The organism is Sinorhizobium terangae (assembly GCF_009601505.1).
In the GTDB taxonomy this organism is placed as follows: domain Bacteria; phylum Pseudomonadota; class Alphaproteobacteria; order Rhizobiales; family Rhizobiaceae; genus Sinorhizobium; species Sinorhizobium terangae.
Genome location: NZ_WITC01000045.1, coordinates 39,564 through 65,361, shown reverse-complemented (window position 1 = coordinate 65,361; position 25,798 = coordinate 39,564). Strand labels below are relative to the sequence as shown.

The following is a 25,798-nucleotide window of genomic DNA, read 5'->3' as shown; positions in this document are numbered from 1 at the left end:
ACAATTTTATTCCCAAATCGACTCCGATTTAACGGGCCATGCAGTAGCGTATCCGCGCTCCTTCGATTTTATAGTTTTTTTTGAAAGAGTTGGTGGTCGCGCGGCGTTCTCCCCTGCCCAAGCAATGACACATAATGCCGCCCAGAAAAATGGGAGAGCTGCATGTATGAATTTGCCATTGCCTGGGACTGGCTGACATTTGCCGTGAGATGGCTGCATGTCATCACCGGCATCGCCTGGATCGGTTCGTCCTTCTACTTCGTCGCGCTCGACCTTGGCTTGAGACAGCGGCAGGGCCTGCCGGTCGGCGCCTATGGCGAGGAATGGCAGGTCCACGGTGGCGGCTTCTATCACATCCAGAAATATCTGGTGGCGCCGGAAAACATGCCCGAGCACCTGATCTGGTTCAAATGGGAGTCCTACGTCACCTGGCTTTCCGGCTTCGGAATGCTTGCCCTTGTCTACTATGCCGGTGCCGACCTCTATCTGATCGATCCGAACGTACTCGACGTGTCGAAGCCGACGGCGATCGCCATTTCGCTCGCCTCGCTTGTTTTCGGCTGGCTCGCCTATGACACCGTCTGTCGCTCGCCGCTCGGCAACGACAACACCCGGCTGATGGTGCTGCTCTATTTCGTGCTTGTGGGTGTTGCCTGGGGCTACACCCAGCTCTTCACCGGCCGGGCCGCCTATCTGCATCTCGGCGCCTTCACGGCGACGATCATGTCGGCGAACGTGTTCTTCATCATCATTCCGAACCAGAAGAAGGTCGTTGCCGATCTGATCGCGGGCCGGACGCCCGATCCGGCGCTCGGCAAGCAGGCAAAGCAGCGCTCGACCCACAACAACTACCTGACGCTGCCCGTTCTGTTCCTGATGCTGTCGAACCACTATCCGCTGGCCTTCGGCACCCAGTACAACTGGATGATCGCTTCGCTCGTCTTCCTGATGGGGGTCACGATCCGCCACTGGTTCAACACCCGGCACGCCCGCAAGGGCAGCCCGACCTGGACCTGGCTCGTCACCGCTGTGCTCTTCATCGTGATCATGTGGCTCTCGACCGTGCCCAAGATTCTTTCCCAAGGCGGCGAAGCCCAAGCTTCAACGGCCGAACAGTCCGTTGTCGCGTCGGCGGACTTCGAAAAGGTGCGCGACACCGTGCTCGGCCGCTGCTCCATGTGCCATGCCAAGGAGCCCGGCTGGGAGGGGCTCATCGTGCCGCCGAAGGGCGTCGTCCTGGAAAACGACGGCGAAATCGTCGCGCATGCCCGCGAAATCTATCTGCAGGCCGGGCGCTCGCATGCCATGCCGCCCGCCAATGTTACCGGTATAACCGAAGAAGAACGCCGCCTGCTGGTCTCCTGGTATGAAACGGCGGTGAAGGAAGGAAAGCTTCAATGAGCGAGTTGCTGATCCGTGGCCGGGTGCTGACCTTCGTCAAGGAGCCCGAGGGCATCGATGACACCGCTTCCTACCGCTTTTTCGAGGATGGCGCCGTGCTTGTCCGGAATGGCAAGGTCGCCGGTGTCGGTGCCCATGCTGAGGTCGCGAAACAGGCGGGCGACGGCGTGAAGGTCGCCGATCATCGTCCCCATCTCGTCCTGCCCGGTCTTATCGACACGCATCTGCACTTCCCGCAGACGCAGGCGATCGCCTCCTACGGAGCGCAGCTTCTGGAGTGGCTGAACACCTATATCTTCGTCGAAGAGCAGAAGTTCAAAGCGCCTGAGCATGCGGCCTTCATCGCCGGCCGCTTCATGGACGAATTGCTCGCCAACGGCACCACGACGGCGGTCGCCTACTGCTCCGTGCATCCGGAAAGCGTCGATGCCTTCTTCAACGCGGCAGAGGCGCGCAACATGCGGATGGTCGGCGGCAAGGTGATGATGGACCGCAACGCACCGGAGGCACTCACCGACATGCCTGAGAAGGGCTATGAGGAGACCAAGCGCCTGATCGCCAAATGGCATGGCCGTGGTCGGGCGCATTATGCGATCAGCCCGCGTTTCGCTATTACCTCGACGCCCGGGCAGATGGAGATGAGCCGGGCGCTCGTGGCGGAACATCCGGACTGTTACGTCCAGACGCATCTTTCGGAAAACAAGGACGAGATCGCCTTCGCAACCTCGCTTTATCCGCAGGCGAAGGACTACACGGATATCTACGCGCGCTATGATCTTCTCGGTCGCAAGACGCTGCTCGGCCATTGCATCCATCTGAGCGACCGCGAGATATCCGTGCTGGCCGAGACCGGAGCGGTCGGCGTGTTCTGCCCGACGTCCAATCTCTTCCTCGGCAGCGGCTTGTTCGACCGCGATCGCTTCGACAGGCTCGGCGCCCGCTATTCGGTTGCGACCGATGTCGGCGCTGGAACGAGCTTCTCGATGCTGGAGACCATGGACGAGGCCTACAAGGTGCTGCATCTCCAGGGCCAGCGGCTTTCGCCGCTCAACTCTTTCTACATGATGACGCTGGGTAACGCCCGCGCGCTCGATCTCGAGCATTGCATTGGCTCGCTCCACGTCGGCGCCGACGCGGACATCGTCGTTCTCGACAGCCGCGCGAAACCCGCGATGGAGCTCCGGATGCAGGTGGCGTCTTCGCTGACCGAGGAGCTTTTCATCCTGCAGACGATGGGCGACGATCGCTCGGTGGCCGAAGTTTATGTCGCCGGCAAGCCGATGAAGTGCGGTCCTCGCGGGGCGTCTGCGCCCGCCCCTTCGGCGAGGATGTTTGAAACGGCCTGATCTCGATCATTCAAAACAACCGCGCCGGCCGGGACTTATGTTCCGGCCGGCTACAATTCCTCCGGCCGCCTTCCACCCATCGCGCGGGTCAAGGCGTCGGCGGTTTCTCTGACCATCGGCCCGAGGATCGTGAGCTTTTCGTCGGTTACCCGGACCGAGGGGCCGGAGATCGAAATGCCAGCGATCGTCTCGCCATATTCGTTGAAGATCGGTGCCGCGACGCAGCGCATGCCAAGCGTATGTTCCTCATCGTCGATTGACCAGCCGCGCAGCCGTATTTCCTGAATGTCCCGCAACAGGCCGGGCAGCGTATCGCGTGTCTTTTCCGTAAAGTGGGTGAGGGTTCGGCCTGACATCACTTGGCCGATCTCCTTGTCGGACCATGTCGACAGGATTGCCTTGCCGATGCCCGAGGCGTGAACCGGACCACGCCGCCCCGGCCGGAAGAAGGCCCGCATCGGCGCATGGCTTTCGACCTGTGAGATGAAGACCACATCGCCGCCTTCCTCGATACCGATATTGGCGGTCTCGCCGCTTTCCTCCATCAGCTGCTTCAGGAACGGGCGGCTGATCGTCCCGAGCTTGCGGAAGCGCAGAAAGGCATTGCCGATTTCGAAGGCCTTGAGGCCGACGGTCCACACCCCCGTGTCGCTGTCGCTCATGACCATGCCGTGGGAGGCAAGCGAGGTGAGCAGCCGGTGAACCGTCGAGGGCGCCATGCCGGTGCGCTCCGAAAGCGAGGTCAGCGTCGAGTCGTCGCTTTCGGCAACGATCGCCAGGAGCGCCAGGCTGCGATCCAGCACTTGCACGGACGACGGTGCGGCATTCTCGGCGGCCTTGCGGCCGCGCTTTCCCTTGCCCGTCCACTCCATGAACCATTCTCCAAATCAGTTGCTTCGTTCCATCTTCCTCTACCGCGATTGCACTCGATTTTCTCCTTTTTGTTGAAAATCTTTATTTCCGCATAATGGAAATGATTTCCATTTTCGAATTGATGAAATCGGAAAATGGATTATCGTCCTATTTCAAACAGGAGGAATTTCCATGGCCAAGATGCGCGCTGTCGATGCGGCAGTTTATGTTCTGGAGAAGGAGGGGATCGATTGCGCCTTCGGTGTTCCGGGCGCTGCGATCAACCCGTTCTATTCAGCCTTGAAGGCCCGCGGATCGATCCGCCACATTCTTGCCCGTCATGTCGAGGGCGCCTCGCATATGGCGGAGGGCTATACGCGGGCGAGATACGGCAATATCGGTGTCTGCATCGGCACCTCGGGACCGGCCGGCACCGACATGATCACCGGCCTCTATTCGGCCTCCGCCGACTCGATCCCGATCCTCTGCATCACCGGCCAGGCGCCGCGCGCCCGCCTTGACAAGGAGGATTTCCAGGCCGTCGACATCGCTGCGATCGCCGGCCCCGTCACGAAATGGGCGGTCACGGTCATGGAACCGGCCCTGGTCCCATTCGTCTTCCAGAAGGCGTTCCACCTGATGCGCTCCGGCCGTCCCGGTCCGGTCCTCATCGACCTTCCGGTCGACGTTCAGCTTGCCGAGATCGAGTTCGATCCGGAAACCTATTCGCCGCTGGAGCCCTACAAACCGTCGGCGACCCGCGCGCAGGCCGAAAAGGCGATCGCGATGCTGAATGAAGCCGAGCGGCCGCTGATCGTCGCGGGCGGCGGCATCATCAATGCCGACGCCTCGGACCTTCTGGTCGAATTTGCCGAGATCACCGGCATTCCGGTCATTCCGACATTGATGGGCTGGGGCACGATCCCGGACGATCACCCGCTGATGGCCGGTATGTGCGGGCTGCAGACATCGCACCGCTACGGCAACGCGACGCTGCTCGCCTCCGACTTCGTGCTCGGCGTCGGCAATCGCTGGGCCAACCGCCACACGGGCAACGTTCCGACCTATACCGAAGGACGCAAGTTCGTTCACGTCGATATCGAGCCGACGCAGATCGGCCGTGTCTTCGCCCCGGATTTCGGCATCGTCTCGGATGCGGGTGCCGCGCTCAAGCTCTTCCTCGATGTTGCCACCGAATGGAGGGCCGCCGGCAAGTTGCGCGACTGGTCGGGCTGGGCGGAAGAGTGCCGCGAGCGCAAGCGCACCATGCTGCGCAAGACCCACTTCGACCAGACTCCGCTGAAACCCCAGCGGGTCTACGAGGAAATGAACCGGGCCTTCGGCCGCGATACCTGCTACGTCTCGACCATCGGCTTGAGCCAGATCGCCGGCGCGCAGTTCCTGCACGTCTACAAGCCCCGCAACTGGATCAATTGCGGCCAGGCGGGTCCGCTCGGCTGGACGCTGCCGGCGGCGCTCGGCGTCAGGGCGGCGGATCCGGACAGGCCGATCGTCGCGCTTTCCGGCGACTATGACTTCCAGTTCCTGATCGAGGAACTGGCCGTCGGCGCGCAGCATAAGCTGCCCTACCTGCATGTGGTCGTGAACAATTCCTATCTCGGCCTCATCCGGCAGGCGCAGCGCGGCTTCAATATGGATTTCGAGGTGAGCCTCGCCTTCGACAACATCAATGCCGACGGCGATGCCGAGAAGGGGTACGGCGTCGACCACGTCGCGGTCGCCGAAGGCCTCGGCTGCAAGGCGATCCGCGTCCGCAGCCCCAATGAATTCGCCGAAGCCTTCGACAAGGCGCGGGCGCTGATGGATGAACACCGGGTGCCGGTCGTCATCGAGTTTATCCTCGAGCGCGTGACGAACATCGCCATGGGCGCCGACATCAACGCCGTCGTCGAGTTCGAGGAACTCGCCGCGCGCGGTGAGGACGTGCCGACAGCCATTGCCGCCCTTCTTGACTGAAATCATCAGAGCGGGACGAGGAAAAGTGCGCGCGGTTTTCCGCCCGCGTTCCGCTCCAACTTCCAGGAGGAACAATCGCATGCCGAGATTTGCTGCGAACCTGACCATGCTGTTCAACGAGGCACCGTTCCTCGATCGCTTTTCGTTGGCCGCCAAGGCGGGCTTCGAGGGGGTGGAGTATCTCTTCCCCTACGAATTCGAGAAGATGGCGTTGCGTGCCGCGCTCGACCGTAACGGCTTGACCCAGGTCCTGCACAACCTGCCCGCCGGAGACTGGGCGCGCGGCGAGCGTGGCATCGCCATACTTCCGGACCGCATCGACGACTTTCGCAGGGGCGTTGCGTCCGCCATCGACTATGCGATCGCGCTCGATTGCAGACAGGTCAATTGCCTCGCCGGCATCGCGCCGGACGGCGTTTCCGATAAAATCCTGCGCACGACGCTGGTTGAGAACCTGAAGCTCGCGGCGACCGAACTCGGCAAGCACGGCATCCGCCTCCTGATCGAGCCGATCAACCGCTTCGATATTCCGGGTTTCTATCTCAACACCGTCGAACAGGCGGCCTCGATCATCGCCGAGGTCGGAAGCGACAACCTCTTTATCCAGTACGACCTTTATCACCAGCAGCGCACGCAGGGAGAATTGGTCGGCACCTACAAGCGCTTCGCTGATCGCATCGCCCACATTCAGCTTGCCGACAATCCGGGCCGCAACGAACCCGGCACCGGCGAGATCAACTATCCCTTCGTCTTCGATGCACTGGAAGCGGCCGGCTACGACGGCTGGATCGGTTGCGAATACAAGCCGCTGACGACGACGGCCGAGGGGCTGGGCTGGCTTGGCGCTGAGCGCAAGCAGTCGGCAGACATCATCAAAATCAGGAGCTAAGCACGATGGCATCTATCGGTTTCATTGGACTGGGTATCATGGGCACGCCGATGGCGCGCCACCTGCAGGATGCCGGATATACGATCGTCACGTCGAAATTCGTCATCCCGCCGCGCCAGGAGCTCGTCGATAACGGCCTCGAATTCGTCGAGACGCCGAAGGCGCTCGCCGAGGCCGTCGATACGATTATCCTGATGCTGCCCGATACGCCGGAAGTGAAGGACGTTCTCTTCGGTGAAAACGGTGTCTTCTACGGCCTTGGCAAGGGCAAGCTCGTCATCGACATGAGCTCGATCTCGCCGATCGAAACGAAGGAATTCGCAAGAAGGGTCCGCGAAACGGGAGCCGAATACCTCGATGCTCCGGTTTCCGGCGGTGAGGTCGGGGCGAAGAACGCCTCGCTCAGCATCATGGCCGGCGGTTCGCAGGAATCCTTCGATCGTGCTCTGCCGCTCTTCAAGCTGATGGGCAAGAACATCACCCTCGTCGGCGATTGCGGCGACGGCCAGGTTACCAAGGTTGCCAACCAGATCATCGTTGCACTGACGATCGAGGCGGTCTCCGAGGCGCTGGTCTTCGCGTCGAAGGCCGGTGCCGATCCGGCGCGGGTGCGTGAAGCGCTGATGGGCGGTTTCGCTTCGTCGCGCATTCTCGAAGTCCATGGCGACCGGATGATCAAGCGCACCTTCGATCCGGGCTTCCGCATCTCGCTGCACCAGAAAGATCTCAATCTGGCGCTGCAGGGCGCAAAGAGCCTCGGAATTTCGCTGCCGAACACGGCGGCCACGCAGGAGCTCTTCAACAATTGCGCCGCCAATGGCGACAGCGGGCTCGACCATTCCGGCCTCGTCCGGGCGCTCGAGCGCATGGCCAACCACCAGGTTGCGTAATTTCCATAGGTTCGAGCGTTTCACGGTTTCGAAGAAACTTTGAAATGTTCATCCGGGGCGGCGGTGGGGAGGCCGCCGCCCTTCATTTTCAGGGAGACATACGTGGCACCCATCGCCGACCCCCGCGCATTTCTCGAAACGCTGTTTATCTCGGCCGTCGCCGCCGCAGATCCCGACCTCGTCATCGCCTCCAACCTGCCGGAGAGACCGAAGGGGCGGACCGTTGTGGTCGGGGCGGGGAAGGGTGCTGCGCAAATGGCGCGGGCGTTCGAGAAGGCTTGGCGCGGTCCGCTGAGCGGCGCCGTCGTCACGCGCTACGGCTTCGGCGTTCATTGCGAACGCATCGAGGTGCTGGAAGCGGCCCATCCCGTGCCGGACGAAAGGGGGCTCCACGCCTCCAAACGCCTTCTCGCCGAGGTTCGCGGTCTGACGAAGGACGATCTCGTGGTGGCGTTGGTCTGCGGCGGCGGTTCCGCGCTCCTGCCGTCGCCGCCGCCAGGCCTGTCGCTGCAGGATGAAATCGCGGTCAACCGCGCTCTTCTCGCCTCCGGCGCCCCGATCAGCGCAATGAACTGCGTGCGCAAGCATCTGTCGACGATCAAAGGCGGCAGGCTGGCGGCGGCTGCCTATCCGGCGAAAGTCGTTTCGCTCGTCGTTTCCGACATCCCGGGGGATGATCCGGCGCTGGTCGCCTCCGGTCCGACGATTGCGGACGAGAGCACGCGCGGGGAGGCCTTGAAGATCGTCGAGCGCTGCGGGCTGTCGTTGCCGGAAAAGGCCATCGAGTGGCTTGCGACAGATGCTGCCGACGCGCCGAAGCCGTCCGATCCGAGATTTCTCCGAAACGAAGTGCGCCTGATCGCCTCGGCGGCCGTCTCGCTGGAGGCGGCGGCCGCGCGTGCCCGCGAAGCCGGGATCGAGGCGATTATCCTCTCCGACGCGATTGAAGGCGAAGCGCGCGAAGTCGGGCGCGTCCATGCCGCGATCGCGCGCGAAGTTGCTCAGCGCAGCCGCCCGTTCGCCAAGCCGGTCGTCGTCCTCTCGGGTGGCGAGACAACCGTGACGATCAAGGGAAAGGGCAGGGGCGGCCGCAACGGCGAATTCCTCCTGTCGCTGGCGCTCGGCATAGACGGCATTCACGGCGTCTCGGCACTTGCCGCCGATACCGACGGCATCGACGGCTCGGAGGACAATGCCGGCGCTTTTGCCGACTGTACGACGATTACCCGGCTTCGGGGGCAGCGGCTTGACCCGGCGGCGCTGCTTCAATGCAACGACAGCTGGACGGCTTTCGATGCACTCGGCGATACCTTCAAGCCGGGACCGACCGGAACCAATGTCAACGATTTCCGAGCGATCCTCGTGCAGTAATTTGGCGCTCAAACGCCTCGCCGCCGCCGAGCCTGGCGGGCACTGCCGGCGCTTATTCGGTGCTGATCGCGATGCGTTTGGACTTGTCCTGGCTCTGCTCCGTTTTCGGAAGCGTGATGCTCAGCACGCCGTTCTTGAACGTCGCTTTGACCTGGCCTTCGTCGATGTCGTATGTGAGCGGAATACGCCGTTCGAAGCGGCCGTAGTAGCGTTCGGAGAACTGCTTCTCCTTGTCCTCGCTCTCGGCCCGCTTTTCGCCGCGTAGCGTCAGCACGCCCTCGGAGAGGGACAGCTCGATATCCTTTTCTTCGAGCCCGGGCAGTTCCGCCGTGACCTTGATCTCGTTATCGCGATCGGTGACTTCGACATTAGGCCAACCGAAGCCGAAGCCCGGCTGGTTCGAAAACGCAAACGGCATGCGTTGATCGAAATTGCGGAAGACGTCGTCGAACAGGCGGTTCATTTCCCGGTGAAGCATCAGGAATGGATTGCGGTCGCTATCCCGATAGGATGTAGGCACATGCTCCGGGGCGCGGCCCCATGGAATGAGATCACGTACGTTCATTGTCAGCTCCTTTTTCTTTTATCGCCGTCCGCCGAAGCGCCGGTGATCACCGAGCTTCGGCGGTATTCGGCATACGCGGTTGCCCTGCCGCCTAGAGCGCCGTGCGTTCAAATGAACGCACAAAGGACGCTCTAGCACTTTGATTCTAGAGCATCTTATCCGCTTTCAGTGATTCCACTTGAAAGCGGGATGCTCTAGGCGGCCTGCTTGCCACCGGTCTGCTCGCGGCCCTCCAACGGGGGTAGGGCCTTAGCCTGTTCAATCTCGATCCGGCGTGGCTTCATCTGCTCGGGCAACTCACGGACGAGATCGATTGCCAACAACCCATTGGCGAGGTTGGCACTTGTGACCTTCACATAGTCGGCCAGCTGGAAGCGGCGATCGAAATTGCGGCCGGCAATACCGCGATAGATGTACTCAGCGTTGTCTTCGCCGGCTTTTTCGCCGCGAACGACAAGCAATTGCGGTTCATGTGTGACGGTTATCTCGTCCGGCGCGAAGCCGGCGACTGACATGGTGATGCGATACTGGTTATCGCCGACGCGAAGGATGTCGTAGGGCGGCCAATTGTCGGTTGGTGCCAGGCGGCTCGCTGCGTCGAGCAGGTCGAAAACGTGGTCAAATCCCACGCTTGACCGAGACAGGGGCGAAAAGTCGAGTGTTGTTCTCATAGCCATATCCTCCTTGAAGCAACATGGACGATGAGGAGCAGCGTCGAAGAGGACGATGCCCCTCGACTGCGAACCCCAAAAGGCGGCTCGCAATTGCGATTTAGTGACTTCCGCAGCGGTTTCAAGGGGTTGTGCCGGCGATTGGGAGGCGAGGAAAGGCTATGGATGCAAGTCTTTGTAATATCGTGAAAAATTTCGACGCGCGCTCGGCTTGATTTTCCGGAATCGGGCCCAATATCTGTGTCAGCGATCCATTGATGGCGCGCGAAAGGAGGAATAAATGCTTCTCAATGAGATTCCCTGGACAACTCCCCTCACCGTACGTCTTTCAAGCGGCATCAAGCACACCTTCAATTCCGTATACGAAGCCCTGGACTTTCTTGAAAACGAGTGGCCGCTACGCAATGGCCGCCATTACGAACGTGCGGTACGCACCTGCCGCGGCGCGCTCAATCGCATGACGCCGGCCGCGATCGCCCGAGAGGCTTTCGTCGCGGCCTGCGTTGAAGCCGGAATGCCGATTGTGGCGACCGGCCATCCAGCGCATCAGCAGGTGGGTGAAGGCAATTCAACTCGGCGTGCGTGAGGAAACGCGAGTGCCGTCCACCGATTGAAAACGGATGATCGGTGGACGGATGCGAAGACGTCCGAAAACTGCCGCAGTTGACGCCAGTTCAACGATCCGCGAACGGCATTATTCAACGAAAACGCGAACGCTTGCAGCCCGCCCCACGGCATCAATAACCGTGAGAGTGGAGTAGCCGCCGCCGTCCGGCAGCCACTGGCTGATGCGGCGGCGGGTGACATCGGGCAGCGGCCGGCCATTGGCGAGCCATCGGAACGGCGCGCGACCGCCCTGCAGCTTGAGGGTCAACGGCGTCATCGTTTCACCGCCGCTCGCGCCAAGGTCCACGCGCGCCCCCTCAGGCGGAAAGACGATCTGAGGGGCCGGCTCGCGTGCCGATGCCGAAAGCAAGCCGCTCGCGGTCGTCGAAAAGCGCCGCTGGCTGATCGGCAGGTCGGCCTGAGCAATTCGAACGGCGCCGGGCGGGGCATCCGGCAGCGGCGTGATGGCGATCCCGGATTTGGCGAAAGCTTCGAACAGGATTGGTGCGGCGGCGCCGTAACCGGTCAGTCCAGGTACTGCGCCGTTGTCCGGCCGGCCAACCCACACGCCGAGTACGTACCGGCCGTCGAAGCCGACGGACCAGGCATCGCGATAGCCGTAACTGGTACCGGTCTTGTAGGCGATGCCGCGCTGCCGGCTGTCGGCGGGCGGCAAAACGTCGGAGAGGATATCGGCGACATGCCAGGCGGCAACGGTCGAGAGCAGCGGCTCTCCGTCGATCAGGCCCGCCTTTCCCTCGATGCCGTCGCCGAGCCGCACCGGCCAGCCGCGATTGGCGAGGCCCGCGTAAAGCTGAACGAGGTCACGCAGGGTGATGCCGAGGCCGCCGAGGCCGATCGCAAGACCCGGTGCCTCATTGGGCGGCAGGGCGGGCCGCACCTCCGCCCGGCGGAAACGCACCATCAGTCGCGCGGGTCCGACAGCATCGAGCAGACGGATCGCCGGCACGTTGAGAGAGAGCTGCAGCGCCTGCCGGATGGAGACGTCGCCCTGATAGCTCATGTCGAAGTTGCGCGGGCGATAGCCGAAGAAATCCGCCGGCCGGTCCTCGATGATGGTTTCCTGGGCGACCAGTCCCTCCTCGAAGGCAAGCCCGTAAATGAAGGGCTTTAGCGTCGAACCGGGCGATCGCATGACCCGCGTCATGTCGATCCAGCCGGCGCGGCTCGCGTCAAAGTAATCGGCAGACCCGACTTCGCCGACGATCCCGCCGCTCCGCACGTCGGCCATCACCATGGCGACGGAGACCTTTGGCCCGAGCTTTGCCGCCCCCTCGCGCGCAACGGCTTCGAGCCCGCGCTGAATGTCGCGACGCAGCGTCGTATGGTGCTGGAAGGTTGTTGGCTCCTTGCGAAGCGCCACTTCGGCGAGATGTGCCGCATAGGCCGGAAGCTGAAGGCGCCGCGTCGGTATGGCCGCCAACGCCGCCCGTTCCGCTTCGCCTTCGCCGATCACTTGGGAGACCGCGGCACGGCCGAGGACCCGTTTGCGCGCTGCTTCGGCGGCGGCCAGATTGCGGTCGGGACGACGCTTTTCCGGCAATTGCGGCAGCGCGACGAGAAGCGCCGCCTCGGCGACAGAGAGACGGCGCGGTTCCTTGCCGAACCAGGCGAGGCTTGCGGCGCGCACGCCTTCGAGATTGCCGCCGTACGGCGCATGGGTCAGGTAGAGGTCGAGGATTTCGTCCTTGCTGAGGCGCCGCTCGATCTGGATGGCGCGTGCGAGTTGCAGGAGCTTCGCCGGCAGCGTCCGCTCCCGGCGCGGCTCGATCAGCCTGGCCACCTGCATCGAGAGCGTCGATGCACCGGAAACGACGCGGCCGTTTGTGACGAACTGCAGTGCCGCACGGCCGAGCGCCAAGGGGTCGACACCGTGGTGCTCCCGAAAACGCTGGTCCTCATAGGCGACCAGCATCCTGAGAAAGCGCGGGTCGACATCGTCGACGGTCGTCTTCAGCCGCCACAGGCCATCCTTGGTCGCGAAAGCGCGTAGCAGACGCCCGTCCTTGTCGAGAACTTCGGCCGAGACGGCGCCGGCCGGCTCGATCGGCGGTGGAAATGCTTTGTCCGCCCATTCGAGGGCGACGATTGCGAGCGCGGCCATGACGAGCCCAATGGGCAAGGTGATCAGTAACGTCGTGTAACGACGCGGAAGGTGTCGGGAACGACCTGGATCGATTGTACTGGCTTTACCCCCCTCTGCCCTGCCGGGCATCTCCCCTACAAGGGGGGAGATCGGCAAGGTGCGGACTTCCGGCTTCCTATCCTCGATAAACTCAGCCTGACCGCCCGACGGGGCGTCGTCACTCCTCAGTTCTACCGCATCGAAGACAGTCGCTTCGGCGTATGATGCATCAGCCGTCGCGTGCGATGCGGAGGTGGCGCATGTCGGTGCATCCCTGTTCTCCCCCCTTGTGGGGGAGATGCCCGGCAGGGCAGAGGGGGGTGACGTCCAACCGATGCCTTTGCGACTCCCCACTATCCGTTCAAGTAGCTGCCAGAGCGTCATCGCGCGATCTACTGGGCTGCCAGCACCTCCATGCGCCCGGTGGCCGTGCGGGCCGAGAATTGCGGCCGGTACATGTCCTCCACGCTTGCCGCCGGATGATCATAGGTGCCCGGGGTTACCGCGCGTACGACATAGGCGAGCGTGATCTCCCGGTTGTCGCCGGTCGAGCGATCGAAGGCCGCCACGAAGCGATCGCTGCGGAACTCGGTGTGGGCGGCTTGTACCTCACCGATCCATTCGAAGTTCGTGAGTTGCGCACTGTCGACAAGGCTTGGATTGTCGATCTCGAAGCCGGCCGGCAGCAGATCGGTGATCAGCACGCGCGACGGCCAATCGTTGCTTTCGGTGACCTTGAGCACGACGACATAACGCTCGTTCTGCCGCGCTTCGCTGACATTGGCCTCGGCGCCGTCGAGCGTGTAGTAGGTGCGCTCGATCGTGAAGCCATCACCGCCGGCCGACAACGGCTGAGCCGGGGCCGCGACGGTCGTCACCACGGCGGAGACTGCGTCGGCGCCGTTGTTGCGAATGACGACCGGGTGCTCGATGAGCGCATCCCCGGTTATGCGTGCGGCGTAGCTGCCGGTGCGCGCCGCGCCGTTGATGTCGAGTTTCATATCCTCGTCGCCGCCCTGGATCGCGCGCGCTGCGAGCAACATCCAGGTCTGTTCCTGCGTGCTCGCATATTGCGCCTGCTGCCACTCCCGCGCGACGATCCTGGAAAGCTCCGGAATGATCGCCGGTACGGGACGGCTTTCGGCCGCGAGCGCCAATACCGCCGCATCGTCGCGCAGTGACGAGCCGTAGTCGGACCGGGCAAGGCTGACTTTGACGAGGCCGGCGCCGGTCGACATGTTCAAGGATGCCGCAAAGATATCCTGAGAGCGGGCCGCATCGCCATAGAGCGCCAGTGCCGCGGCGATATGCGCCTTGGCGAGCGGCGTCGGGAAATCGTCGAGCATCGTGTCGGCGTAATAGCGAAGGTCGCTGATCGCCGCCTTGCGATTGCGGGCGAGCACATAGAGCGCATAGGCGATCTCGTTGCCGCGGTCCTTGACGTTGGTCTCGTAGCTCAGCGCATTCTGGAGATTCTCGAGCGCCTGCACCATCGCCTGTTCGGGCACGTCATATTTCTGTTCGCGCGCCCGCGTCAGGAAATCACTCACATAGGCGTCGAGCCAGAGATCGCCGGAGCCCGGGCCCCAGAGGCCGAAGCTGCCGGAGGAGGACTGGTAGGCAAGCACGCGGTAGATCGCCTCCTGCACCCGCTTCGTCACCTCGCCGTCGTCGGCAAGGCCGGACTGCTTGGCGAGTTCGCTGAGATAGAGCAGAGGCAGGGCGCGACTCGTCGTCTGTTCCGCGCAGCCATAGGGATAGCGGTCGAGCGTCATCAGGAGCGCGGGAATATCGAAGGCGGCCGAGCGCGTGACGTTGAGACTGACGGACGCGCCCTGCAGCAGGCTGTCGGCAAGCAGTTGGTCGTCCACCGTCAGGCTGCTGCCGGCGGCGATGCTGACCACCTGCCGCTGGGTGACCGGCAATGCCGCCGGGCGGACCGGAACGTTCAACGCCTGCTCGATCGACAGGCCAGAGGCGTTGGAAAGTGCCACGGTGACGAGCCCGTTGCCGGGATATTGGCCCGTCAGCGGCAGCGTCACGGCGGTCTTGCCACCGGCGTCGAGATGCACGGTTTCGGCTGCGCCGGTCTGCTCCACGGCTACAGGGCCGTTGGTCGTCACCTGCAATTGATAGTCGCCGGCAGGTGCATCCGTGTTGGCAATGTCGAGCCTCAGTTCGGCGCGGTCTGCCGGGGCAAGGAACTTCGGCAGGCTTGCGGTCACCACGACCGGGTCGCGGATCACGACGTCCTTGGTCGCATGGCCGACACCGGATTTCGTCCAGGTGACGGCCATGACCCGCGCTGTGCCGTTGAACTGCGGGATATCGAAGCTGACCATCGCTTCGCCGTCTGCATCGAGCTTCACCGGTCCGGAGAAGAAGGCAACCAGCTTTTCGGTCGGCGGGCTGCCTTGCAGCGGCACTTGCCCGCCGTCGCCGCCGGTGCGCAACCGGCCCGTGGCGCCGAGCGAGCCGTCGATCAGGCGTCCGTAGAGGTCGCGGATCTCAAGGCCGAGCTGCCTTTGGCCGAAGTACCAGCCGTCGGGATCGGGTGCCTCGTAACGCGTGAGGTTCAGGATGCCGACATCGACAGCGGCGATCGTAACGTAAGCGTCCTCGTTCGCGCCCGCGCCGCGCACCTTGAGGTTGACGTTGAGGGGCTGGCGCGGCTGCATCTTCTCCGGCGCGTCGAGCGTGACGGCGAGCTTGCGCTCCGCCGGATCGACGGCGAGCCACTTGATGCCGATCGCCCGCATCGGCATACGGCTCTCCTGGGCATCACCGGGGCGATAGAGCGTCGCGGTGACATAGGCACCGCCGCCCCACTCGGCGGTGACCGGCAATTCCACCTCGCCGCCGGTCTCGGCAATGGTCGCCGTCTTCATCGTGATCAGGCTTTCCGTACCGACCGTGACCAGCAATTCGCCGGCAAAGCGCGGTGAGACTTTGAGCCTCGCAGTCTCGCCGACCGCGTAGCTCTCCTTGTCGAGCGCGATCTCCAGCCCGTCCGGTGTTTCAGTCGAAGTTGCTTCGACATACCAGCCAGCATCGAACTCGACACTGGAGGCAGGTCCGTCGACCGCAGCCGTCTCGATCTCGAGGCGGTAGCGGCCCCAGCCGACCGGCACGGCGATCTCGCCACCGTCCGCAGCCACGTCGACAGTGCCGTTCGCCACCTGCTTCGTGGAGACGACTGGCTCGTATTTCCAGGCGCTCCCGTCCCGATACCATTGGTAATTGCGTTCGACGCTGATCAGCTTCCAGAGCAAGCCGGGTATCGGTATTTTCGTGCCGTCCTCCCCGACCGCAATCACGTGAAAGCGCCCGACCGAGTTTTCGGCAAGATCTCCGGAAAACTCCGGCTTGATGCCGACCATCGGCCCTTCGGGCTTGACCGGCAGCGTCAGCGAGCGTTCCACGGCGCGACCGCCGGCCTCTCGCATGCGCACGGTGACATTGGCGTTCAGCAACTGCGTCGTCGAGGGAACCTCGGTCAGATCGACGTCGAAAACAGCTTTGCCGTTCTGATCCAGCGGCTCCAGCGCCTCGAGCGGCAAGCGCGTGTCTTCGCTCGCCTCCTCGTCGGCAAGGCCGAAGAAGTAGCCCTTGAAGGCCGCGCTCTCGCGCGTCGGCTTGATCGCGACTTCACCCTCAAGCGTCAGTCCGGCAGCGGGCGCGCCATAGAGGAAGCGGCCTTCGACAGAGACGGGCACCGGCGTGCCCACAGTGATCTCGCTTGCCTCGCTCGTCAGGTCGAACTCGGTGCGGTCCGGCACGAAGTCGTCGACGAGGAATTGCTTCTCGCCGATCGCGGACCCTTTCGGATCCGCGAAGATCTGCATGGTCCAGGTCCCGCGCATCGCGTTTTCCGGAATCGGCAGGTCGAGCGTGTGGCCGCCGAGCTTGGCGCCATTGCTGACCATGCGCCGGTCCTCGACGCCATCCGGGCGCAGGAAGGCGAAGGTGAGCGGCAGGTTCTCGATCGCCGCGCCGTTCACGTCGCGGGCAAGCGCGGCCGCATGCACCGTCTCGCCGACGCGATAGATACCCCGTTCGGTCCAGGCGAAGAGGTCGATCGCGCCGGGTGCGGCGCGACCGGTGACGCCGCGATCGGAAAGATCGAAGCCGGCGCGGGTCATATCGAGAAAGACGTAATCCGCGTCGCTCGTCTTCGCGGTGATGACGGCAGGTGTCATGCTGGCCGTGCCGCGCATCAGGCCGGCGGCGAACGTCGCCTTGCCCTCCGCGTCGCTCGTCGCGGTGCCGAGAACTTCATTGTTCTTCGCAACGAGTTGCAGCTCGACGCCGTCGAGCGGCTTGGCGGTGGCGAGCGAGCGGGCAAAGACGGTGAGTCCATCCGTCCCGGCATAGGTCGAGATGCCGATATCGGAGACGACGAACCATTGGGTGGCGCGGGCGTCCCAATCCTGGCTAAGCCCGGTGCCCGAGACTGCCGTCAGCACATAGACGCCGGGTTTGCGTTGAGGCAGTGCTTCATCCACCGGGAAGCTGGTCACCACTTCCTTGTTGAGTTCTGTTTTGATGTCGATGCTGCCCTGCCAGACGAGTTCGCCGCTCTCTTCCTTGATGCGCTCTTCGCTGTAGCCATCGAGCTGGGTCAGGAACTGCGAACTGGTCAACAGGGAAGAGATGCCGCGGTCGCCGATGCGATAGAGCTTGAGCTTGGCGCTCTCGGTGTTGACGGAGACGATCGGAATGCCGCGCCGTGCGGTCGACGGCAGCACGAAGCTGTCGCCGGTGAAGCGCACCATTGGCGAGCGATCCTTGACATAGATGTCGAGACTGACGGGCGTTTCGATGACCTCGTCGACGGAGGAGGGCAGGCCCTGCCTCAGCACAAGCTTGTAGCGTTGCCCGTGCGACAGGCCCTCGACGCAAATCTCGTTTCCCTTGGCCTCGACCGCCTTGGGAGCCTTGCCATCGAGAGTGACGAACGAGGCGTAGTCCGTTCCGTTCTTGACGAGCTGCTCGGAGAACTGGACGCAGGCACGCGGGCTGGCGCTGTCGGCATCGATTGTATGGTCGGTGACGCGGAACCCCTGCCGCGCCCTGAGATCGAGGTAGGCCGTTTCGACCGTCTTCGCCTGCACGAGTTCGAGGCTCGCCTTGTAGGCGTTGAGGGCGGCGCGATAGTTCTCTGTGTTTTCGAGCGATTTGGCGAGAACGGCGAGCGCGTCTGCCCGGCTCTCGGTCGTGCGGGTCAGTTGATAGCCGTTGAGGGCGGCAAGCGCTGCCTGGCCGGCAATCTCAGTGTTGCCAGTGATCCGGTTGGCTGCACGCGCCGTCTCCAGCCACAATTCGCCGTCATCCGGCGTTACCGCCAGCGCACCGCGAAAGCCTTTCAGCGCATTCTCGATGTTGCCGGCTGTCAACTCGCTCCGGGCGGCTTCGATCAGACCGTTGACGCCGAAACCCTGTTGATCCTCTGTGAGCGCCAGGTTCGCCTTGACGTCACGCGCCTGCTGCAACAGATCGTCTGAGATGAAAGAGAGACGCGATGGCGCGCCGATATCGGGCTGGACGCTGCCCGTCTCGACGACTTTGCCGGCGATCGCCCCTTTGAAGGTGTTCAACTGATTGAAGTCGGATTTCAGGAAGCACCACCTCACCTTTGGATTGTAGGTGAAGGCGCGGCAGGCCTGGTCGGCGATGCAGGCGGTCTCGCACTGCCGAAGCGAGACATTCTGCTCGGTGCGAAGATCGAACCCGAAATAATCGCCGTCTTGCGTAATCTCGATTGTGCGGCTCGTTTCAGCCGCCGCAGCAGGTGAACTGAGGGAGGCGAGCGTGAGAAGAAGGGTGGAAAGGCCGACAAACGCGCGCATAGACATAAGTCCTCCCCGATGCTGCCCGTCTCGATGGAGCGTCACTTTGTCAACCTTCTCGCCGGCTTGTCAATCGCGCATGCGGCAAAGGCCCGCGGCAACTGTCGCTTGAGCGGTGCTGCAACCTGAGCGATTGATTGGGCGGGGCTCAGGGACAGGCTTATTCCGGCGCGAAGGCCTGCATCGAACCGGTGTAGGGTTTTGCAATCGGTGCGGCATAGGAACCGCGCTTGCTGGTCGTAAGGCCCTGCGCGACGAGCGCCTCAGCCTGCTTGACCGCCGCTGAGACGCCATCGACGACCGGGACGCCGTATTCGCGCTGCAGAAGCTGCGCTAGATCGGTCATGCCGGCGCAGCCAAGAACGATCGCTTCGGCTCTGTCCTTAGTAAGCGCCAACTCGATCTGGCGCCTGAGCTTGGCGAGCGCGCCCGAGTCCTTGTCCTCAAGATCGAGCACCGGAATATCGGCGGCACGAACCTTTGCGCGGCCGCCCATGCCATAGCGCACGACGAGGTTTTCGATAAGAACGCGGGAGCGCTCCAGCGTGGTGACGGCGGTGAAGCGTTGGGCCAGAAGCGCGGCCGTCATCAGGGCGGATTCGCAAAGCCCCAGCACGGGAATGTCGGCGAGGGTGCGCGCAGCCTCGAGCCCGGTGTCATCGAAACAGGCGATGATGGCGGCATCGGCGCCGGCTGCCTGCCCCGCGCGGATTTCGAGAAGCAGGCCCGGTACAGCAATCGCGCCGTCATAGTGCCCCTCGATCGAGGCGGGCCCGTTTCTGGAGGTTGCTGCGACGATTTCGGTCCCATGTCCGGCGACGGCGCGCGCTGCTTGCGCAGCCTTTTCCGTCATTGAGGCTGTGGTGTTCGGATTGACGATCAGAATGCGCATGGATGTCAGCTTATCTTTGCCTGCCGACGCCTGAGCACGAGGATGACGGCGAGAGCGACGAGGATGATGGTGAAGGAGAACAGCGTCGTGACCGTGCCGAGAGCATAGAGCACCGGCGTCGTCACATTGGTCGTCATGCCGTAGATTTCGAGTGGGAGCGTGTTGTAGGTGCCCGACGTCATCAGCGTGCGGGCAAACTCGTCATAAGAGAGGGTAAAGCCGAAGAGGCCGACGCCGACGAGGCTCGGCGCGATCATCGGCAGCACGACATGACGGAAGGTCTGCCATGGCGTTGCGCCGAGGTCGCGGGCGGCTTCCTCATAGGCGGGCGAGAAGCGGTTGAAGACGGCGAACATGATCAGCACGCCGAAGGGCAGCGTCCAGGTGAGGTGCGCGCCGAACCCGGAAGAATACCAAGCGGGCTTTAACCCGAACTGCTGGAAGACGACGCCGATGCCAAGCGAAATGATGATCGAGGGCACGACGAGACTCGCGACCGTCACGTAGAAGAGTGTCGTCGAGCCGCGGAAGCGGTGGCGGAAGGCGAGCCCCGCCAAGAGCGCCACGACGACGTTAACGACCATGACCATAAGTCCCAGCGTGAACGACCGGCGGAACGAGGCGCCGAAATCGCCGACAGCCTGCTTTTCGAAGAGGTTGTAGAACCAGTGCAGCGAAACGCCGTTCAGCGGAAAGGTGAGACCGCCGTCCGGCCCCTGGAAGGAGAGGATCAGGACCGCCGACAACGGTCCGTAAAGGAACAGCACGAACAGCGCAAAGAAGGCCGCCAGCACATAGAATTCCCAAGTCCGTCTTTCGTGGCTCATCTCAAAGCTCCTTCCTGATATCGACGACCCGGAGGATCGCGGCGACCATCAAAAGAACGACGATCAGCAGCACGACGGCGTTGGCGGCCGCCGCTGGATATTGAAGCAGCGACATCTGGTTCTTCATCATCAGCGCGACCGATGCGCTCTGCCCGCCGGACATGACCTGCACGGTGGAAAAATCCGCCATCACCAGCGTCACGACGAAGATCGAGCCGATCGCCATACCCGGCTTTGCCAGCGGCAGGATGACGTTCCAGAGGATCTGTGAGCCGCTCGCGCCGCAATCGCGCGCGGCTTCGATCAGCGAGCGATCGATGCGCATCAGCGTGTTGAAGATCGGCGTCACCATGAACAGCGTGTTGAGATGCACCATGGCGAGCACGACGGCAAAATCGGAGTAGAGCAGCCATTCGATCGGCTCAGGGACGATGCCGAGCTCGATCAATGTCGAGTTGACGAGGCCGTTGCGGCCGAGTACCGGGATCCAGGAGATCATCCGGATGATGTTGGAGGTGAGGAACGGCACGGTGCAAACGAGGAAGAGCACCATCTGCATCGTCGTCGTGCGGATGTGGAAGGCGAGGAAGTAGGCGACCCAGAAGCCGATCACGAGCGTCAGCGCCCAGGTGATCGCCGTGAATTTCAGCGTGTTGAGATAGGTCTTCCACGTCACCCACGAGCCAAGCGTGTCCGTATAGTTCATTGTCAGCAAATCCGGGTAGATGCCCGCGAAGTCGTAGTCCCAGAAACTGACGACGAAGATGGTCAGGATCGGCAGGATGAAGAAGAAGCCGAGGATCAGGAAGAGCGGCGTCGCCTGGAGATAGGCGATCAGCCATTGTGGTGCGGCGAGGAAGCGTGGTGCCTTGCCGGCCTTGATTTCTCCTGAGCTTGCGACGGCTGTCATACTCAATCCCTTTACAATTTTGCCTTGGAAACTGCCCCTCATCCGCCTGCCGGCACCTTCTCCCCGCTCGCGGGGAGAAAGGGACTTACGGCGCTGTCCTCGTCCTACCTTTTCCCTCGCGAAGAGAAAGTGCGGGAGCCGCGCCCCTCGTCCCCTCTCCCCGCGTGCGGCGAGAGGGCAAGGGTGAGGGGCAATCGCCTCCGATAAGAGGCGATCGCTTAACGTGAGGCCAAATCTCCTCTACGCCGCGATGAACTCGTTCCAGCGGCGGACCATGTAGCGGTCCTCGTCCATCACGGAGTTCCAGCACGCGACCTTGCCCATACGTTCCTCGAACGAGCCGCCGTCGCGGACGGCACCGGCCTTTTCCATGACCTTGCCCTCCGGAGAGAGGATGTCGCCCTTTGCCGGCTTGCCCTCGACCCAGAAGCCCCACTCGTCCTCGGACATGTGCGCTTTGGCCGTCTCCATGGCGGCGGAGTAGTAACCCTGGCGGTTGAGATAGGCCCCGACCCAGCCGGAGAGATACCAATTGATGTATTCGTAAGCGGCGTCGAGCTGGGCGCCCTGCAGGTGGGCGGCAAGACCGAGCCCGCCGCCCCAGGCGCGATAGCCCTCTTTCAGCGGCTGGTATTTGCAGGCGATCCCCTTGGAGCGGACGGCGGCGACGGCCGGCGACCACATGGACTGGATGACGACTTCGCCCGAAGCCATCAGGTTGACGCTCTCGTCGAAGGACTTCCAGAAGGCACGGAACTGGCCATCCTGCTTGGCCTTGATGAGGAAATCGATGGTCTGGTCGATTTCATCCGTCGTCATGTTGCCCTTGTCGGCATATTTGATCTTGCCCATGGCCTCCATGATCATGGCGGCGTCCATAATGCCGATCGAAGGGATGTTGAGGAGCGCCGTCTTGCCTTTGAAGGCGGGATCCATGATGTCGGCCCAGGTCGTGATCTCGCGACCGACGAGATCCGGACGGATGCCGAGGGTGTCGGCATTGTAGATGGTCGGGATGAGGGTCATCCATTGCGTCGGCGCCTTGGCGAAGGTCTTGGAGTCCTGCGCTTCGACGAAGCCGACGGTGTGCGGCGCGGTGCCCTGGGCGATTACGCTGTCCGGCTTCAGCTTGCCGTTGATGAAGAGCGGCACGATCTTGTCGTAATATTTGATCTTGGTGACATCCATCGGCTGCATGACGCCAGCCGGGAAGACCTTCTTGGCGATCCAGTATTCGATGTCGGCGATGTCGTAGGAGTCCGGCTGGGTGACGGCGCGCTGGGCGGCGGCGTCGGAGTCGGTCGCCGTCATTTCCAGCGTGATGCCAAGGTCCTGTTTGCACTTCTCGGCGATCGCGTTGATGTTCGAAACGCCGGTACCGAACTGGCGGAGCGTGATCGGGTTCTGCGCCCAGATGGTCGGGAATCCGGTGATAACGCCGGATCCGGCGATGGCGCCAACGGCGGCAGCGCCCGTCTTAAGCAGCGAGCGTCGGGAGATGCCCTTTTGGGCTTTCAGTGTCTTGGCTTCGGTTGTCATACGCAGTTCCCCTTCTTGGTGGTTGGTGGTTGTTTGTGAGCAAGGCGCGGGCGAAAACGCATCGCGCGTTTCCTCTTCTCGCTATGCCGAAAGACGGCCGAGAGGGATCACGTCCTCCAAGGCCCAGCTCAAGGACACCGCTTCGCCCACGGAGACCGGTTTCCTGAAGTAGTCCGCGTCGGAGAGGATCACGGTGAAGTCGTCGCTGCCGGCGCCGATCACGGTGATCCTCACGGAAGCGCCGCGATATTCGACATTCGAGACGACACCTTGGAGGCCCAGTGATCTTTCCGAGGCCGGTTCGAGACGCACGCGATCGGTGCGGATGCCGATGTCGATCGGCTTGCCGACCTCCTGCGCGATATCGCGTACGGCAAAGGTCTGGCCTTCGGGCACCTGCAGCGTCACTATGCCGTCCCCGATCGCCGTGATGCGGCCGGAAAGCACGTTATGGTCGCCCATGAAGCGGGCAACGAAGGCGGTTGCCGGCTTTTCGAAAACGGTGCGTGGCTTGGCCGCCTGCTCGATGCGGCCGTTGTTCATGATGACGATCAGGTCGGCCAGCGCCATCGCCTCTTCCTGGCTGTGCGTCACATGGACGAAGGTGATACCGAGCGTCTTTTGCAGCTTCTTCAACTCTGCCCGCATCCGGATCTTCAGGAAGGGATCGAGCGCGGAGAGCGGCTCGTCGAGCAGCAGCGCCTCCGGATCTGTGATGAGCGCCCGGGCAAGCGCCACGCGCTGCTGCTGGCCGCCGGAAAGCTGCGCCGGGCGACGCGTCGAATAGGCCTCCATCTGCATGAGCTTCAGCATTTCCAGCGCCTTCGCCCGGCGCTCATCCCTTTCTATGCCCTTCATCTTCAGGCTGAAGGCCACGTTGTCGACGAGATCGAGATGAGGGAACAGCGCGTAGGACTGGAACATCATCGCCGTGCCGCGTTTCGCCGGCGGAAAATCCGTGACCACGGTATTGCCGAGACGAATGTCGCCGGACGAAATGCTCTCGTGACCGGCAATCATGCGCAGCGTCGATGTCTTGCCGCAGCCGGAGGGTCCGAGAAAGCAGCAATAGCTGCCGGCGGGAATCTTTAGGCTGATCGAATGGACGGCGGTGGTCGATCCGTAGATCTTGGAAACGGAGGCAATATCGATCTCTGCCGCTTTTGACATGGCGTTTTCTCCTTGCGACAGGAGAGAAGCATCAAGCGTGCCAGTTTGCTAAAAAGCCTGATATCCATGGCCACGTTTTCGGATGCCGCGATCGGCCGGCGGGTTTGGCCTGAGCGGTTGCACATTTTGTAGGCGGTCGTCGGCAAAGACTGCCCAATATTGTATACAATTGAAAGCCGAGTTGAGCACAATTAATGATTCACTTCCGGCGTGCGCCGCGTTAGAGTGTCAACATTGTTCGGATTCCCAGCCCCATGACCTCAGCCACTCTTGCCCCGGCAGAAAACGCCATCGACACCGGCGCCCAGCATATCCGTGACGTGATCCGCGAGGCGATCGTCGAGCGGCGGTTGGCGCCCGGAACGAAGCTTTCCGAAAACGACGTCGGCGGCCTTTTCAACGTCAGCCGCACGGTCGTGCGCGCCGCGCTCCAGGCCCTTTCCTACGAAGGGCTCGTGACGGTCGAAAAGAACCGCGGCGCCTTCGTCGCCTACCCCTCGGTTGCTGAGGCGCAGCAGATATTCGCGACGCGCCGACTTATCGAGCCGGGCCTTTTACGCGAGGCGGCCCGTCATCTGGAGAAGCGACATATCAAGGAGTTGCGTGCGCTGCTTGCCGCAGAGGAGCGGCTAACCAATGAGCGTGGCCAGTCGGCGCGCCGGGCGGAGATCAAGGCCTCCGGCGACGTTCACCTGGCGCTCGCGGCGATCACCGGAAATGCCATTCTCCAGCGTTTTATGGACGAACTCATTGCGCGTTCCTCGCTGGTGATTGCGCTTTACGGCCAGTCGGTGGTCTCAAGCTGCGGTCATGCCGAGCATCAGCAGATCATCGACGCCTTAGAGAAAGGAGATGTCGAGGCCGCCTGCAGGCTGATGCTAGAACATATCGATCACATCGAAGCCGACCTCGATCTCCGAGCGAAGAAAAGTGGTGACCTGAAAGACGTGCTGAGCCTCTAGGGCCGCATCCAGGTGACCGATTGGAAGGCCGCTTGCCGATGTGATGGATTCTGTGATAATTCTCACAAAGAAATTTCTAGCGAGCTCCCGCTCACATGCTGGATTGCGAGAACCGGGATCGATGACCAGTCGCAAGTCGACACGTATCACGACCTTGACCGACGCGCTTTCGGCGCGCCGCGTGCTTCATCTGAAAGAGGCCGCCGCGCTGCTTGGCGTATCGGAAATGACGGTGCGCCGCGACGTTGCCGACAATCCCGGGCTTTTCGGCTATCTCGGGGGGCACATCGTTCCCGCGGCCGATATCGAAAGCGACATTCCCTATGAGCTTGCGCGCGCGGCTGACAGCCATGCGGCCGCCAAGCGCGAGGCCTGCGTCCATGCCGCACGGTATATTCGTCCCGATGAGACGATCTTCATCGACTGCGGCACGACGCTTGAATACCTCGTCGATCTGATTCCGGAAGATTATTCAATAACGGCAGTCTGTTATTCGTTGAACGTGGCCGACCGCCTGACCCGGAAACCCAATGTGCGGATCGTCATGCTGGGTGGTCTTTTTCATCCGTCGTCGGCATCCTTTTCAGGCGATTCCGGCCTGGAGACGCTTGATCGGCTTGGTATCAACGTCGCGTTTCTCTCCGCCGCCGGGATCGACCGACAGCGGGGCGCGACCTGCGTCCATTTCCACGAGGTGTCGATCAAGCAGAAGGTGATCTCGCTCGCTCGGGAAAATTACCTCGTCGTCGATCGCAGCAAGATCGGCAAGCTGAAGCCGGCCTTTTTCGCGCCCACGGGCGCCTTTCGGGCGGTGATCACGGAAGACGGCGAGACGGCGGTCGGATAGGCGCTTCGCGCTTTGCTTGACAGATCGGCGCTTTGGTGGAATTCTAACATAAATAGATAAAAAGATAACAACATCGCCAAGGCGGACA

General features: G+C 62.5%; 19 protein-coding genes. 9 read left to right on the top strand and 10 right to left on the bottom strand.

The window, feature by feature from the left end:
- Nucleotides 1–162 precede the first annotated feature (162 nt).
- A complete protein-coding gene (locus GHK62_RS12890) occupies nucleotides 163–1,401 on the top strand; it encodes a urate hydroxylase PuuD (RefSeq protein ID WP_153439596.1) in 1,239 nt (412 codons plus the stop codon).
- Nucleotides 1,398–2,747 (top strand): guanine deaminase, encoded by a 1,350-nt coding sequence (gene guaD / locus GHK62_RS12885; protein WP_153439595.1) that lies wholly within the window; start codon nucleotides 1,398–1,400, stop codon nucleotides 2,745–2,747. Before GHK62_RS12890 ends, guaD begins: the two co-directional genes overlap by 4 nt.
- Before the next feature lie 50 nt (nucleotides 2,748–2,797).
- Here guaD and GHK62_RS12880 read toward each other — a convergent pair whose 3' ends face one another.
- Complete coding sequence (locus GHK62_RS12880; protein WP_153439594.1) at nucleotides 2,798–3,619, bottom strand: IclR family transcriptional regulator; 822 nt, start codon at nucleotides 3,617–3,619, stop codon at nucleotides 2,798–2,800.
- A gap of 172 nt (nucleotides 3,620–3,791) precedes the next feature.
- Here GHK62_RS12880 and gcl point away from each other — a divergent pair, with 172 nt between their 5' ends.
- The 4 genes from gcl (at nucleotide 3,792) to GHK62_RS12860 (ending at nucleotide 8,726) form a co-directional block, all read left to right on the top strand.
- Nucleotides 3,792–5,576 (top strand): glyoxylate carboligase, encoded by a 1,785-nt coding sequence (gene gcl, locus GHK62_RS12875; RefSeq protein WP_153439593.1) that lies wholly within the window; start codon nucleotides 3,792–3,794, stop codon nucleotides 5,574–5,576.
- A 79-nt stretch (nucleotides 5,577–5,655) separates the two neighbouring features.
- Nucleotides 5,656–6,465: a hydroxypyruvate isomerase gene (gene hyi / locus GHK62_RS12870; protein WP_153439592.1), complete on the top strand. Its 810-nt coding sequence runs from the start codon at nucleotides 5,656–5,658 to the stop codon at nucleotides 6,463–6,465.
- 5 nt (nucleotides 6,466–6,470) lie between these two features.
- Nucleotides 6,471–7,355: a 2-hydroxy-3-oxopropionate reductase gene (locus GHK62_RS12865; RefSeq protein WP_153439591.1), complete on the top strand. Its 885-nt coding sequence runs from the start codon at nucleotides 6,471–6,473 to the stop codon at nucleotides 7,353–7,355.
- 102 nt (nucleotides 7,356–7,457) lie between these two features.
- Nucleotides 7,458–8,726, top strand: a complete 1,269-nt coding sequence (locus tag GHK62_RS12860; protein ID WP_184108682.1) for a glycerate kinase type-2 family protein — start codon at nucleotides 7,458–7,460, stop codon at nucleotides 8,724–8,726.
- Between the two features lie 52 nt (nucleotides 8,727–8,778).
- Here GHK62_RS12860 and GHK62_RS12855 read toward each other — a convergent pair whose 3' ends face one another.
- Complete coding sequence (locus tag GHK62_RS12855; protein ID WP_153439589.1) at nucleotides 8,779–9,291, bottom strand: Hsp20/alpha crystallin family protein; 513 nt, start codon at nucleotides 9,289–9,291, stop codon at nucleotides 8,779–8,781.
- 194 nt (nucleotides 9,292–9,485) lie between these two features.
- Nucleotides 9,486–9,962, bottom strand: coding sequence for an Hsp20 family protein (locus GHK62_RS12850; protein ID WP_153439588.1), 477 nt, complete (start codon nucleotides 9,960–9,962; stop codon nucleotides 9,486–9,488).
- A 280-nt stretch (nucleotides 9,963–10,242) separates the two neighbouring features.
- Here GHK62_RS12850 and GHK62_RS12845 point away from each other — a divergent pair, with 280 nt between their 5' ends.
- The gene (locus GHK62_RS12845) at nucleotides 10,243–10,548 is read left to right on the top strand and encodes a DUF982 domain-containing protein (protein ID WP_153439587.1); all 306 of its coding nucleotides are present in this window, start codon (nucleotides 10,243–10,245) and stop codon (nucleotides 10,546–10,548) included.
- Between the two features lie 108 nt (nucleotides 10,549–10,656).
- On the opposite strand, the gene pbpC is transcribed toward GHK62_RS12845, so the two are convergent.
- From pbpC to GHK62_RS12810, 7 genes are all read right to left on the bottom strand, one after another.
- Complete coding sequence (gene pbpC, locus GHK62_RS12840) at nucleotides 10,657–12,693, bottom strand: penicillin-binding protein 1C (protein WP_234886872.1); 2,037 nt, start codon at nucleotides 12,691–12,693, stop codon at nucleotides 10,657–10,659.
- Nucleotides 12,694–13,106: 413 nt separating this feature from the next.
- Entirely contained in the window at nucleotides 13,107–18,563 is a 5,457-nt protein-coding gene (locus tag GHK62_RS12835; protein WP_153439604.1) for an alpha-2-macroglobulin family protein, read from the bottom strand.
- Between the two features lie 160 nt (nucleotides 18,564–18,723).
- Nucleotides 18,724–19,455, bottom strand: coding sequence for an aspartate/glutamate racemase family protein (locus GHK62_RS12830; protein ID WP_153439586.1), 732 nt, complete (start codon nucleotides 19,453–19,455; stop codon nucleotides 18,724–18,726).
- A gap of 5 nt (nucleotides 19,456–19,460) precedes the next feature.
- On the bottom strand, nucleotides 19,461–20,282 hold the full coding sequence (locus GHK62_RS12825; RefSeq protein ID WP_153439585.1) for an ABC transporter permease: 822 nt from the start codon (nucleotides 20,280–20,282) through the stop codon (nucleotides 19,461–19,463).
- Nucleotide 20,283: 1 nt separating this feature from the next.
- Nucleotides 20,284–21,192: an ABC transporter permease gene (locus GHK62_RS12820; RefSeq protein ID WP_153439584.1), complete on the bottom strand. Its 909-nt coding sequence runs from the start codon at nucleotides 21,190–21,192 to the stop codon at nucleotides 20,284–20,286.
- Nucleotides 21,193–21,432: 240 nt separating this feature from the next.
- A complete protein-coding gene (locus tag GHK62_RS12815; RefSeq protein ID WP_153439583.1) occupies nucleotides 21,433–22,731 on the bottom strand; it encodes an ABC transporter substrate-binding protein in 1,299 nt (432 codons plus the stop codon).
- An 81-nt stretch (nucleotides 22,732–22,812) separates the two neighbouring features.
- Nucleotides 22,813–23,901, bottom strand: coding sequence for an ABC transporter ATP-binding protein (locus GHK62_RS12810; RefSeq protein WP_153439582.1), 1,089 nt, complete (start codon nucleotides 23,899–23,901; stop codon nucleotides 22,813–22,815).
- 254 nt (nucleotides 23,902–24,155) lie between these two features.
- On the opposite strand from GHK62_RS12810, the gene GHK62_RS12805 reads away from it, so the two are divergent.
- Nucleotides 24,156–24,863: a GntR family transcriptional regulator gene (locus GHK62_RS12805; protein ID WP_153439581.1), complete on the top strand. Its 708-nt coding sequence runs from the start codon at nucleotides 24,156–24,158 to the stop codon at nucleotides 24,861–24,863.
- A gap of 121 nt (nucleotides 24,864–24,984) precedes the next feature.
- Nucleotides 24,985–25,710: a DeoR family transcriptional regulator gene (locus tag GHK62_RS12800; RefSeq protein ID WP_153439580.1), complete on the top strand. Its 726-nt coding sequence runs from the start codon at nucleotides 24,985–24,987 to the stop codon at nucleotides 25,708–25,710.
- Nucleotides 25,711–25,798 lie beyond the last annotated feature (88 nt).

Excerpts from the sequence above, each read along its gene's own strand:
- GHK62_RS12890 (WP_153439596.1), top strand. The coding sequence starts at position 163 with ATGTATGAATTTGCCATTGCCTGGGACTGGCTGACATTTGCCGTGAGA.
- guaD (WP_153439595.1), top strand. The coding sequence starts at position 1,398 with ATGAGCGAGTTGCTGATCCGTGGCCGGGTGCTGACCTTCGTCAAGGAG.
- GHK62_RS12880 (WP_153439594.1), bottom strand. The coding sequence starts at position 3,619 with ATGGAGTGGACGGGCAAGGGAAAGCGCGGCCGCAAGGCCGCCGAGAAT.
- gcl (WP_153439593.1), top strand. The coding sequence starts at position 3,792 with ATGGCCAAGATGCGCGCTGTCGATGCGGCAGTTTATGTTCTGGAGAAG.
- hyi (WP_153439592.1), top strand. The coding sequence starts at position 5,656 with ATGCCGAGATTTGCTGCGAACCTGACCATGCTGTTCAACGAGGCACCG.
- GHK62_RS12865 (WP_153439591.1), top strand. The coding sequence starts at position 6,471 with ATGGCATCTATCGGTTTCATTGGACTGGGTATCATGGGCACGCCGATG.
- GHK62_RS12855 (WP_153439589.1), bottom strand. The coding sequence starts at position 9,291 with ATGAACGTACGTGATCTCATTCCATGGGGCCGCGCCCCGGAGCATGTG.
- GHK62_RS12850 (WP_153439588.1), bottom strand. The coding sequence starts at position 9,962 with ATGAGAACAACACTCGACTTTTCGCCCCTGTCTCGGTCAAGCGTGGGA.
- GHK62_RS12845 (WP_153439587.1), top strand. The coding sequence starts at position 10,243 with ATGCTTCTCAATGAGATTCCCTGGACAACTCCCCTCACCGTACGTCTT.
- pbpC (WP_234886872.1), bottom strand. The coding sequence starts at position 12,693 with ATGGCCGCGCTCGCAATCGTCGCCCTCGAATGGGCGGACAAAGCATTT.
- GHK62_RS12835 (WP_153439604.1), bottom strand. The coding sequence starts at position 18,563 with ATGCGCGCGTTTGTCGGCCTTTCCACCCTTCTTCTCACGCTCGCCTCC.
- GHK62_RS12830 (WP_153439586.1), bottom strand. The coding sequence starts at position 19,455 with ATGCGCATTCTGATCGTCAATCCGAACACCACAGCCTCAATGACGGAA.
- GHK62_RS12825 (WP_153439585.1), bottom strand. The coding sequence starts at position 20,282 with ATGAGCCACGAAAGACGGACTTGGGAATTCTATGTGCTGGCGGCCTTC.
- GHK62_RS12820 (WP_153439584.1), bottom strand. The coding sequence starts at position 21,192 with ATGACAGCCGTCGCAAGCTCAGGAGAAATCAAGGCCGGCAAGGCACCA.
- GHK62_RS12815 (WP_153439583.1), bottom strand. The coding sequence starts at position 22,731 with ATGACAACCGAAGCCAAGACACTGAAAGCCCAAAAGGGCATCTCCCGA.
- GHK62_RS12810 (WP_153439582.1), bottom strand. The coding sequence starts at position 23,901 with ATGTCAAAAGCGGCAGAGATCGATATTGCCTCCGTTTCCAAGATCTAC.
- GHK62_RS12805 (WP_153439581.1), top strand. The coding sequence starts at position 24,156 with ATGACCTCAGCCACTCTTGCCCCGGCAGAAAACGCCATCGACACCGGC.
- GHK62_RS12800 (WP_153439580.1), top strand. The coding sequence starts at position 24,985 with ATGACCAGTCGCAAGTCGACACGTATCACGACCTTGACCGACGCGCTT.